This is a genomic window from Caldifermentibacillus hisashii, assembly GCF_039654145.1.
GTDB lineage: Bacteria > Bacillota > Bacilli > Bacillales > Caldibacillaceae > Caldifermentibacillus > Caldifermentibacillus hisashii.
In genome coordinates this window covers 651,292-663,552 of sequence record NZ_CP155467.1, presented here as the reverse complement: position 1 = coordinate 663,552, position 12,261 = coordinate 651,292, and the positions used below count along the sequence as shown (strand labels likewise).

The following is a 12,261-nucleotide window of genomic DNA, read 5'->3' as shown; positions in this document are numbered from 1 at the left end:
GGCAGCCAAAAGTCGAAAAATGGACTTTCCGGATAGCCCCTCTCGTATGATTTATGCTTTTTTAAGAAGAATGTTGGACGATCAAGTTGTTGTATCGAACTTAGCCAAATTAACGATTTTCTGAATTTAGCAGACTTTTAACTCCTTGGGTTACCCCGTTTTTGATAAATACCCTTGGAATTCGTTTTCCAATCAAGCAAGTTGTTTCATAGTGTATCGTCCCCATTTGCTCGGCCACTTCATCCAAAGAAATAAAGCCGTCGTTCACGTCACCAAATATCGTCACAACGTCATCCGTATGAACATCTCGAATATCCGTTACATCAATCATTGACTGGTCCATGCAAATCCGTCCAACAATCGGCGCCCTCTCACCTTTCACAGTCACATGGCCTTTATTCGAAAGTGATCGGGAAAAACCGTCTGCATAACCGACCGGAATTGTGGCAATGATTGATTTACATTCCGGTGCAAATGTACATCCGTAACTAATCGGTTGACCGGCATCTACCGTTTTTACAAATACCGGTTTCGTTTTTAAGCTCATCACTTGTTTTAATGAAGGAAGTTTTTCTTTCAAGTGTTCTGCCGGGTACAAACCGTAAAGACTAATACCGACACGAACCATATCCATATGCATTTCCGGAAAGGCGATGGTTGCCGCACTGTTACAACAATGCTTGATCGGAATGTGAATTTGATTTTCTTCAAATAAATTGATCACTTCAGTAAATTTTTTGTACTGTTGGTAAGTATAAGTCGGATCTGTCGAATCAGCGTCGGCAAAATGAGTAAAAATCCCTTCCAACTCCACAAAATCAGAATGGATGGACGTAACAAGTTCCAATGCTTCTACCTTATGATTAACACCGATTCGAGTCATTCCAGTATCGATTTTTATATGAACACGGGCAAGTTTTTTAGACTCTTCGGCAACTTGAGAAATCTTCTCCAAAACATCCCGGGTAAAAACGGTTAAGGTAATATCATTTAAAATCGCTTCTTTTACTGCCTCTTTCGGTGTAAACCCAAGAATTAATATTGGTGCAGTAATACCGGCGTTACGCAGTTCGATTGCCTCGTCTAAAAATGCAACCGCCAAGTAAGCTGCACCTGCATCTAATGCCGCTTGAGCGACTTCAATGGCGCCATGACCATAACCATCTGCTTTTACAACTGCACAAAATTTCGTGTCAGGTTTTAAATGTTTAAGAAATGTTTTTACATTATGTTGAACGGCATCTAAAGATATTTCAGCCCATGCATCACGATAACTACCATAACTCATTTAGATCCTCCTAGTATGGCACTTTAAAATGGTGTATAAATATTAATATTATCAGTATACGCCCCTTGAAAATGAAAGACAACCCAACACTCGGATTCTAAAAATAAATTCTTAAGAAATAACAAAGGAGAAAATTCATACGATAAGCATGAAAAAAGTTGGAGAGTTTCATGCATCGAGTTTACGACTAACCAAAAAATGGATATCTTTAATATGTAGAACGACAAATATTTAATGTTACATGCGTCAGGCTTACGACTAACAAAAAATGGTCTCCATCGCAGGTATGAAGACCATAAGTGATTATTTGGAATCGGACAGTCACGCAAACTGTCTTTTAATCATTTATTTATCTCTTGTTGAATTCGCTCGGTACAGCACCGATTCGTAAATTTCTGTCCAATGCCGTCATTTTTTCCATATCTTCCGCCGTTAATTCAAAATCAAATACATCAAAGTTTTCCTCGATACGTGAAGGTGTGACCGATTTCGGAATCGTGATAACCCCCGTTTGCAAGTGCCAGCGAAGAATGACTTGAGCTGCTGTTTTTCCATAGGCTTTCGCAATTTCTTTCACAACAGAATCATTTAATACATCTTTTCCATTCATTAACGGACTGTAGGCTTCAATGATAATATGATGTTTTTCACAAAAATCTTGGAGCTCCCTCTGTTGGAAATACGGGTGACGTTCCACTTGATTAACAACCGGGACAACTTCACATTCATTAAGCAAGCGTTCTAAGTGCTCGATATCAAAATTGCAAACACCTATTGCTTTGGAACGACCGTCTTTATAAATTTTTTCCATTGCTTTGTATGTATCGACATATTGGTCATATTTTGGTGTCGGCCAATGGATTAGATATAAATCGATATAATCAAGGCCAAGACGTTCCAAGCTTGCATCAAATGCTTTTAATGTATTTTCATACCCGTGGTCTGCATTCCATACTTTTGTTGTAATAAAAAGTTCTTCACGGGGAACATTGCTTTCCTTTATGGCCCGGCCAACCCCTTTTTCATTTCCGTAAATCATTGCCGTATCAATGGAACGATAGCCAACTTCCAACGCTTTTTTTACAGCAGGTGTTGCTTGTTCGTCGGATACTTGCCAAACACCAAAGCCTAACTGTGGCATTTTTAAACCATTGTTTAATGTGATATAGTCCATTTATTATCCTTCCCTTCCATGAATGATCATCTAATAATACCATGCTCGAATTAAAATCCGTATTATTAACTATTTTTCACCTTAACGGGCAGTTAGTCCTACAACCTTACACCTCAAGATTTTCAAGTTTTACAAAGGATAGGTGTTGTACGAACTGCCCGCATGCGTCCGATTGGTTCAACTAACCATCAGTGGGAAGAGAACCCCGCTGATGGAAGTTTCACTTTATTTTCCCTATTATGCTCGTGGCGACTTGTTTCCATACTTGTTCATCTTCCAAGAAATGTTTTTTCATGGCTTTATACATTTCCTTTTGTTTTTCAGAGAATTCCGGTGCTTCTTTGTTTGGTAATTTGGCACGCTCACGTTCAACATATTCCTGAACTTCCGGTGCCCTTGGTCCCCATACGGCATATTCATTTCCTTTTTCATCAATAAATATGTATATAGGAATTGATCTGGACGTCCCATTCGTTAAATATTGATCCATCAGCTCAAGATTTTGATCACGGAGAAGAAACCGAACTTCCACTCCAGCGGTTTCAGCAATCTTCATGAATATTGGGTTGTTAAGCATGGCATCACCGCACCAATCCTCGGTTATTACAATTGCTCTTAAGTTCTTTCCTTTTAAATTTTTTAAAGTTTCGACGTTCCCTGGACTTAGTTGAAACCGTTCGTATATGGAAAGCATTTCTTCTTTATTGACAGTCATTTGATCAATATACTGTCGATAAGTCATTCCTTTTTCATACCACTGGATAAGTGTTGCCACATAACCACCTCACCGTAAATATTGAATGTACTTATAATTATAAAGTTTTTGAGATGGAATTTACATTCTTTTGATTTGTGATTTTATGAGCAAATATATTTTATTTTAATAAAAAATTTTTGGGATTGAATATGTACTGTTTGTGACTGAATGAACAAAAACACTATTATTCTTTTCCGGCTACCTCCGCTAAATTCGCCCTCAAGAGCTTGAATTTCTAGCTGTACTTTTTTCTGAAAAAAAGGAACCGCCTAACGAAACGGTTCCCTCATCTCATATTATCGTTTTTTAATCTCTTCTAGTAAAATCTTGTTCAATAGCTGCGGGTTGGCTTGTCCTTTTGTTGCCTTCATGATTTGACCAACAAGGAAGCCGATTGCCCGGTCTTTCCCGTTTTTATAGTCCTCAATAGATTGTGGGTTGGCATCCAAAGCCTCGGTGACGAATTTCAACAATGTTGCTTCATCGGAAATTTGGACGAGTCCTTTTTCTTTCACGATTTTTTCCGGGTCGCCGCCTTTTTCGACGAGCTCTTTAAATACTTTTTTCGCTAATTTAGATGATAAAGTACCTTTTTCAATCAATTTGATCATACCTGCTAAACTTTCCGGTGTTAAAGCAATATCGTGAAGTTCTTTTTGTTCAGCATTCAAATAAGCACTGACTTCACCCATGAGCCAGTTGGAAGCTTGTTTTGCGCCTGCCCCGGCTGCAACTGTTGCTTCAAAGAAATCCGACATTTCTTTCGTTAATGTCAAGACCATTGCGTCATATGCAGGAAGACCAAGTTCCTCCACATAACGTTTTTTTCGTGCATCCGGAAGTTCCGGAATCTCCCGCCGAACGCGTTCTTTCCATTCCTCATCAATATATAAATCAACAAGATCCGGTTCCGGGAAGTAACGATAATCTTCAGAACCTTCTTTTACCCGCATCAAAATCGTTTCACCGGTTGCCTCATCGTAACGGCGCGTTTCTTGACGGACGACCCCGCCGGATAAAAGAACCTTTTCTTGCCGCTTAATTTCGTATTCAAGACCTTTTCGAACAAAGTTAAACGAGTTTAAGTTTTTCAATTCGGTTTTCGTACCAAACTCCTCTTGTCCGATTGGGCGGATGGAAACATTGGCGTCACAACGTAAGGAACCTTCTTCCATGCGGACATCAGAAACGCCGGTGTATTGGATAATCGATTTCAATTTTTCCAAATAAGCATACGCTTCTTCCGGTGTACGGATATCCGGCTCAGACACAATTTCAATGAGCGGCGTTCCTTGACGGTTAAAATCGACTAATGAATAACCATCGTTTCCGTGGAATAATTTTCCGGCATCTTCCTCTAAATGAAGACGGGTAATTCCAATTTTTTTCTTCTTCCCGTCGACTTCAATTTCAATCCAGCCATGTTCACCGATTGGTTTGTCATATTGGGAAATTTGATAGGCTTTCGGATTATCCGGATAAAAATAGTTTTTTCGGTCAAATTTTGTTTCGGTTGCGATCTGGCAATTAAGGGCCATTGCCGCTTTCATTGCATAGTTAACCGCTTCTTTATTTAATACTGGCAGTACGCCGGGATAACCTAAGTCAATCACATTCGTATTTGTATTTGGTTCTGCGCCAAAATGGGCCGGTGCAGGCGAGAAAACTTTCGATTGGGTTTTTAACTCAACATGCACTTCTAAACCGATAACAGCTTCGAAATTCATCCTTTTCACCCCTTACAGTTGTGGTTTTTGTTTATGATAGTCAGTAGCTTGTTCAAATGCATGTGCGACACGATAAACAGTCGCTTCATCAAAATGTTTACCGATGATTTGTAAACCAATTGGAAGTCCGTTGTCAAAACCGCATGGAACGGAAATCCCCGGTACGCCTGCCAAATTAACAGGAATCGTTAAAAGATCATTCGCATACATCGTTAACGGGTCATCAATTTGGGCACCAATTTTAAATGCCGGTGTTGGTGCTGTCGGTCCAAGAATCACATCATATTTTTCAAACACTTTATCAAAATCTTGCTTGATTAATGTCCGTACTTGTTGCGCTTTTTTATAATAGGCATCATAATAACCGGAACTTAGGGCAAACGTTCCAAGCATAATCCGTCGTTTGACTTCATCACCAAACCCTTCAGAACGGGTCTTTTTGTATAGATCAATTAAGTTCTCAGCTCCTTGTGCCCGGTAACCGTAACGAATCCCGTCAAAACGAGCCAAGTTGGATGACGCCTCAGAAGAAGCAAGTAAATAATAGGTTGCGACGCCATATTTCGAATGCGGAAGGGACACTTCTTCCCATGTCGCACCTAATTTTTCTAAAACTTTCAGTGCTTCTAAAATGGCGTTGCGGACGGATGCTTGGACACCTTCCCCCAAATATTCTTTAGGGACGGCAATCCGTAATCCCTTTACATCTCCGGTCAGTTGTTCTACATAGTTTGGAACCGGAAGATTGGCGGAGGTCGAGTCATATGGATCAACACCGGAAATCGCTTGAAGTAAATACGCATTATCTTCAACATTCCTCGTGATTGGTCCGATTTGATCTAGGGAAGACGCAAAAGCAACCAATCCAAATCGGGAAACGCGACCGTATGTAGGTTTTAGGCCAACGACACCACAATAAGCAGCCGGCTGACGAATCGATCCACCGGTGTCAGAACCTAATGTGAATGGAACTTCTCCGGCAGCAACCGCAGCAGCCGAACCACCGGAAGACCCACCCGGAACATAGTCTAAATTCCAAGGATTGAATGTTCTTTGATAGTGGGAAGTTTCGGTCGATCCACCCATGGCAAATTCATCCATATTCAATTTTCCAATCATGACTGTTTCGGCATTATGTAATTTTTGCATAACCGTTGCATCGTAAATCGGGTCAAAGTTTTCGAGAATTTTGCTCGCACAAGTGGTACGAACACCTTTTGTCACGATATTGTCCTTAATTCCGATCGGCATGCCAAATAAAATACCGGTTGAATCGCCGCCAGCAAGTTTTTCATCTAACTGTTTTGCTTTATTCCGAGCATTTTCTTCATCTAAGGTTAAAAAGGCTTGGACTTTACCTTCCACTTCCGAAATTCGTTTAAATGACTCATCAACTAAGTCCGAAACGGAAACTTCCTTTTTTTGTAAAAGCTCATGTAAATCTCTCATTTTATGGTCAAATAGTGACATGGATATCCCTCCTTACTCAAGAATAGATGGTACACGGAAAAGTCCATCTTTATGGTCTGGTGCATTTTTTAAAACTTCTTCCCTTGGTAAACCGGGAACAGCCACATCTTCACGCAATACATTTTTAATATCAAGAACGTGGGATGTTGGTTCTACATTGGTTGTGTCAAGTTCGTTCAACTGTTCGGCAAAACCGATAATGGCGTCCAATTGAGTCGTGAACTTTTCGATTTCTTCCTCACTGAATGACAATCTGGCTAAATCAGCCACATGCTTTACTTGTTCTTTTGAAATTCTGGACATGATTTCACCTCCACATTTTTCAGAAAAAAATGATCCTATAGAAGCAAATGCAATCGTATTTCGCAATGCATTTTGCAAAACTATCTACTATTTTACCATGTTTTACAAGATTTCCGAAATAGAAGGGAAAAATTCTTTTTATATGTGGCGGAATTGCGGTCTACAATAAAAAACTCTGTGGTGAGCCTAGCGCTACATGAGGGTCTATGAGACAAAAACGACGGAATTTGAAACAGAAGTGTCTCATAGAACAGCTCTATGGGACAAATTTTGTGGGAAAATAAGCTGAAATGTCCCATAGATGTACCGGATTCACGGTCTTTGGGACAAAAGCGACAGAAAGTGGAGCAAAAATGTCTCATAGAACGGCTGTATGGGACAAAATTAGTTGAAAAATAAGCTGAAATGTCCCATAGATGTACCGGATTCACGGTCTATGGGACAAAAACGACGGAATTTGAAACAGAAGTGTCTCATAGAACAGCTCTATGGGACAAATTTAGTTGAAAAGTAAAATAAAATGTCCCATAGAATTCCCGGATTCACGGTCTATGGGACAAAAACGACGGAATTTGAAACAGAAGTGTCTCATAGAACGGCTCTATGGGACAAATTTTGTGGGAAAATAAGCTAAAATGTCCCATAGAATTCCCAGATTCACGGTCTATGGGACAAAAACGCGGTAGAAAGTGGAGCAAATGTCTCATAGAACAGCTGTATGGGACAAAATTAGTTGAAAAATAAGCTGAAATGTCCCATAGATGTATCGGATTCACGGTCTATGGGACAAACTACTGTGCCTTACGCACAAATAAGTGCTTGAAGAATCTTCAATATGACAAGTTAGGAAAATAATTTTTTGAAAAATCCCTTTACGCCATTCTCAGTTGTGTCCAAATTGTCTTTAATCGTTACAGATTCAGACTCATCCGAAACAAAGATATTCTCTTTATCTACCGCATAATCGTGGGCAAGGACAAGACCTATGTCGGTATCATGTTCCTTATTTTCAACGATGGTAAAAGGAATATTGTACTTATTTGCAATTTTCACATACTTACTTAAATATTCGTAGTCGACTGAACCGTTCAGTAATAGCTTTGCTTTTGCGTTCTTTTTCATTTCTTGTTCAACTTCTTTGTATATGGTTGATTTATACACTTGGCTTACAGTTAAGGCAACAACAATTCGCTCCCGGAACGTACCAAGAAATTTCTTTTTCTCCTCGGGGTTTATTTCCTTTTTCCCATATATTCCTTGGTTTAAGTAATCTTCTAAGTTTGGTCCATTCTGCATGAAGTTCACCCTTATTATTTTTTTCGCCTCTACCAGTTATTATATAATAAATTGTGCAGAAATTTACATGTTCTGAGGTTTTTATTATTATTAAGATAATGGTTGATGTGCCCTCTATTCCCAAAATCCCTCAATACCAATTATTTTTTAAAAGGCTATGTCACAACAAATAGTTGATAAATGAGATTTTTTTGTATGAGAGCATTAAAACTCTCCTACAATCTGGGATTTTGAAGTCTGAACTGTACCCAAAAATAGAGAAGTTTTATACTTTCTTCCGTGTCAAGAAAATTCCAACGATTGCCCCTATAAGGATAATCGGTGCTAATCTGACAAACAGCCATTCAAATGCGTGAAAAATTACTCCGATAACGGTGGTTTCAGGGTCATTATAATTCCAACCTAAGTAAGGACTATTTAATACTATTAAGACCGCAGAAATTGTTACTATGACCGTACACAATGAGATAAGTAGCCAATGAAGTATTTTTCTTCTCGTGGTCTTCCTTTGTGCAAGTTGTAAGTTTATAATCTCCAGTTTTTCGGAAATCGCTTTTAAGTCATCAACTTTCGACTCAATAACAGTTTCCCCAAGCAAAGTGCTTACCGGTGTTTCAAGCACTTCCGATATGGAGATTAACATATCAGAATCGGGAACTGACAATCCTCGCTCCCATTTAGAGATTGTTTGTCGCACCACATTCAGCTTGATAGCAAGTTCTTCTTGCGAAAGTCCTTTTGATTTTCTGATTGCTTTAATGTTTTCGCTTAACATTAGGGATAACCTCCTTTCTTTCAGTCGTTACCACTATTGTATGAGGAACTGCCCGTTGCTACAAGCAACGCATATTAACATTCAAGATTTATAGTCGTGGTAAGCTGTTGGGTATATTAGTGAGGAAGAACTTAAGCTCGTAAAATTGTTCTATATATCTTCTATTTATCCAACAAAAAGACAAATTATGATTTGTATAATTCTTATGCGACCAGTGGAACTGCTGGTCTGTTTGATAAATCTCTACATTTATCTGTTTTCAATTTGGCCAACACGAAAGTCAAAAAGATGTTCCTTTTCTCTATATCACTTTCCTTGGCTTGGCATAGTTTACAAGGTTGTTCCATACAAGATAGTTGCAAACCATATGTTGTGACATAGCCTTTAAGAAAAGCGCAGAGCGCCCGCTTAGCGACGTACAAACTGGAGCGCCCCGCAATGAGAACAGATTTGCTTCCCCGAATAGGCATCGCACGAAGAAAATGCGAATGCATTTTCGAGGAAAAGGAAACACGGCGAGGGACGAGCCGATGTTGACTTATCGTAGTGAAGCTACTCCTAGAGTGAACTTCATGAGTAATCTTCCTTGATATACTTCATGAAGCTTTGCGACGAGCTGAACATCCGCTTCCTCGAATAGGCTATGGCGCAGGAGCACATTAAAGGGGAGTTAGTTTCTCAGTCGCTGGCGCTCGGAGCTAGACAATAAAATTAATTTCAAGCTATTTACTTGTATTTTTATACTTTCTTATCTTTTTAAAAAAGGAAGCCCCTGCTACAAGGCTTCCAACTTCATTCCTTCGTATATTATCTAACTGCTTCCACAATGCTCCCTCGATGTTGAATCGTCGCTTGTGCCGCGGCAAGACGAGCTAACGGAACGCGGTATGGTGAGCAGCTGACATAATCGAGACCGGCTAAATAGCAAAATTCAATCGAGCTCTTTTCACCGCCATGTTCGCCACATATTCCGGTTTTCAAGTTACTCTTCGTTTTTCGACCGAGCGTGACCCCCATTTCAATCAGCTTGCCGACACCTTCCCGATCCAATACGGCAAACGGATTTTCCGGCAGTACTTTTTGTTCAATATATGTTTGTAAAAATTTTCCTTCTGCATCATCGCGGCTAAAACCAAATGTTGTTTGCGTCAAATCGTTCGTCCCAAAAGAGAAGAAATCCGCTTGCTCGGCAATTCGATCGGCAGTTAATGCGGCCCGCGGCACTTCAATCATCGTTCCAACTAAATAATCAAAATAAACACCTGTAGCACTCATCACTTGTTCTGCCGTCTCCTCAACAAGTTGGCGCATCCGCTTTAATTCATTGACATGACCAACAAGTGGAATCATGATTTCCGGTTTGACCGGTATTCCTTTTTCCGTTACTTTCACTGCTGCATTAATAATAGCCCGAACTTGCATTTCATATATTTCCGGGTAAATAATGCCCAAACGACAACCGCGGTGACCAAGCATCGGATTAAATTCAGACAATTGATTCACCTTTTTCAACAGCCGCTCTTTCTCGGCTAACTCCGGTGAATCCGGTGCAGTTAATTGCAATTTGGTCACTTCAACCAATAATTCCTCTTTATCCGGTAAAAATTCATGCATTGGCGGGTCCAACAAACGAATGGTAACCGGATGACCTTCCATCGCTTCAAAAATTCCTTCAAAGTCGCCTTGTTGCATGATGAGCAATTGATCAAGGAAAACCGTACGATCCTCATAGTTTTCAGCCAAAATCATACTTTGCACTATCGGGATGCGTTTCGGGTCCATAAACATATGCTCGGTACGGCATAACCCTATCCCGCCGGCTCCGAATTCGAAAGCTTTCCGGGCATCTACCGGGTTATCGGCATTGGCACGGACACCGATTTCTCGAACTTGATCCGCCCAGGAAAGTAACAACTTAAATTCTTCAGACAATTGCGGTTCAATCATTGCTACTCCGCCAAGCATAATTTCCCCGGTCGAACCGTCAATTGTAATTATATCCCCATAATTGACAACGGTATCGCCAACCGTAAACAGCTTATTCTTCAAATCTATTTTCAAAGATTCACAGCCGCAAATACAAGCTTTCCCCATTCCTCTCGCCACAACAGCAGCATGACTCGTCATCCCGCCGCGACTCGTGACAACAGCCTCGGCTGCGACAATTCCGTGAATATCATCCGGCGTTGTTTCCGGACGAACAAGAATCACCTTTTTCCCTTCTTTCCCAAGTTGTTCCGCCTCATCTGCATCAAAGACAACCGCTCCCGTTGCTGCACCCGGTGACGCCGGAAGTCCTTTTGTCAGTGGTACTCGCTTAGCCGTTAGATCAATTCTCCGATGTAGTAGCTGATTTAGCTGTTCGGGATCAACCCGTAAAATTGCCGTTTCCTTATCAATAATCCCTTCCCGAACCATATCAACGGCAATTTGAACAGCCGCTTGTGCCGTCCGTTTTCCGTTTCTTGTTTGTAAAATAAATAATTCACCGCGTTCTATAGTAAACTCAATATCTTGCATATCTTGATAATGTTTTTCTAATAATTGGCAAGTTGCCAACAGTTTTTTATATACATCCGGCATCTCTTTTTCTAAAACATGAATCGCTTCAGGCGTCCTGATGCCGGCCACAACATCTTCCCCTTGAGCATTCATTAAATATTCACCGTATAGTTGATGCTCACCGGTAGATGGATTACGGGTAAAGGCCACCCCGGTACCGGAGTCATTTCCCATATTTCCGAAAACCATGCTTTGTACATTTACAGCTGTTCCCAAACTGTCCGGGATTTTATGAATACGACGGTAAACAATGGCTCGTTGATTGTTCCAAGAATCGAATACGGCACGGATTGCTAAAAACAATTGTTCTTGCGGATTTTGCGGGAATTCAATCTTTTTCTGCCTTTTCACAATCGCTTTGTAGCCGGCAATTACTTCTTGCCAATCTTCCGCCGTTAATTCCGGATCAACCTTATACCCTTTTTTCTCCCTTGTTTCTTCTAAAAATTGTTCAAAATAAAAAAGGTCAATTCCTAACACCACATTACTAAACATTTGAATAAAGCGACGGTATGAATCGTACGCAAATCGTTCATTATTTGTCAGTCTTGCCACCGCTTTAACCGTTTCATCATTCATGCCGAGATTCAACACCGTATCCATCATCCCCGGCATGGAGAAGACGGAACCGGATCGGACGGAAACAAGCAGCGGGTTCGTCACGTCTCCTAATTTTTTCCCGGTTTTTTCTTCAAGTTGTTCGAGTGCAACTAAAATCTGTTGTTCAACCGTATCCGATATTTTTTTACCCGCTTTATAATAATCATTGCAAGCTTGTGTTGAAATGGTAAAACCGAATGGAACCGGTAAACCGATATTGGTCATTTCAGCCAAGTTAGCACCTTTTCCTCCAAGGATGTTGCGCATATCACTGTTTCCTTCATTGAACAAGTAGACATATTTCTCCAT

9 protein-coding genes and 1 pseudogene are annotated in these 12,261 nt (G+C 40.3%); all 10 read right to left on the bottom strand.

Annotated elements, in window-relative coordinates; genetic code table 11:
- Window positions 1–109: 109 nt before the first annotated feature.
- Window positions 110–1,288 (bottom strand): alanine racemase, encoded by a 1,179-nt coding sequence (gene alr, locus NSQ14_RS03120; RefSeq protein ID WP_346216848.1) that lies wholly within the window; start codon window positions 1,286–1,288, stop codon window positions 110–112.
- Between the two features lie 349 nt (window positions 1,289–1,637).
- Window positions 1,638–2,462, bottom strand: a complete 825-nt coding sequence (locus tag NSQ14_RS03115) for an aldo/keto reductase (protein ID WP_251246349.1) — start codon at window positions 2,460–2,462, stop codon at window positions 1,638–1,640.
- Between the two features lie 220 nt (window positions 2,463–2,682).
- Entirely contained in the window at window positions 2,683–3,237 is a 555-nt protein-coding gene (locus NSQ14_RS03110) for a thioredoxin family protein (protein ID WP_322090812.1), read from the bottom strand.
- 278 nt (window positions 3,238–3,515) lie between these two features.
- Window positions 3,516–4,946: an Asp-tRNA(Asn)/Glu-tRNA(Gln) amidotransferase subunit GatB gene (gene gatB / locus NSQ14_RS03105; RefSeq protein ID WP_041846992.1), complete on the bottom strand. Its 1,431-nt coding sequence runs from the start codon at window positions 4,944–4,946 to the stop codon at window positions 3,516–3,518.
- 12 nt (window positions 4,947–4,958) lie between these two features.
- On the bottom strand, window positions 4,959–6,416 hold the full coding sequence (gatA, locus tag NSQ14_RS03100) for an Asp-tRNA(Asn)/Glu-tRNA(Gln) amidotransferase subunit GatA (RefSeq protein ID WP_346206977.1): 1,458 nt from the start codon (window positions 6,414–6,416) through the stop codon (window positions 4,959–4,961).
- 12 nt (window positions 6,417–6,428) lie between these two features.
- Window positions 6,429–6,719, bottom strand: a complete 291-nt coding sequence (gene gatC, locus NSQ14_RS03095; RefSeq protein ID WP_034767996.1) for an Asp-tRNA(Asn)/Glu-tRNA(Gln) amidotransferase subunit GatC — start codon at window positions 6,717–6,719, stop codon at window positions 6,429–6,431.
- An 843-nt stretch (window positions 6,720–7,562) separates the two neighbouring features.
- On the bottom strand, window positions 7,563–8,015 hold the full coding sequence (locus NSQ14_RS03090) for a YueI family protein (RefSeq protein ID WP_034767994.1): 453 nt from the start codon (window positions 8,013–8,015) through the stop codon (window positions 7,563–7,565).
- A gap of 265 nt (window positions 8,016–8,280) precedes the next feature.
- Window positions 8,281–8,790: a helix-turn-helix domain-containing protein gene (locus NSQ14_RS03085; protein WP_034767992.1), complete on the bottom strand. Its 510-nt coding sequence runs from the start codon at window positions 8,788–8,790 to the stop codon at window positions 8,281–8,283.
- Between the two features lie 203 nt (window positions 8,791–8,993).
- A pseudogene (locus NSQ14_RS03080) lies at window positions 8,994–9,148 on the bottom strand (IS1595 family transposase); the annotation flags it as partial.
- Between the two features lie 449 nt (window positions 9,149–9,597).
- The gene (gene ppdK / locus NSQ14_RS03075) at window positions 9,598–12,261 is read right to left on the bottom strand and encodes a pyruvate, phosphate dikinase (protein ID WP_340499277.1); all 2,664 of its coding nucleotides are present in this window, start codon (window positions 12,259–12,261) and stop codon (window positions 9,598–9,600) included.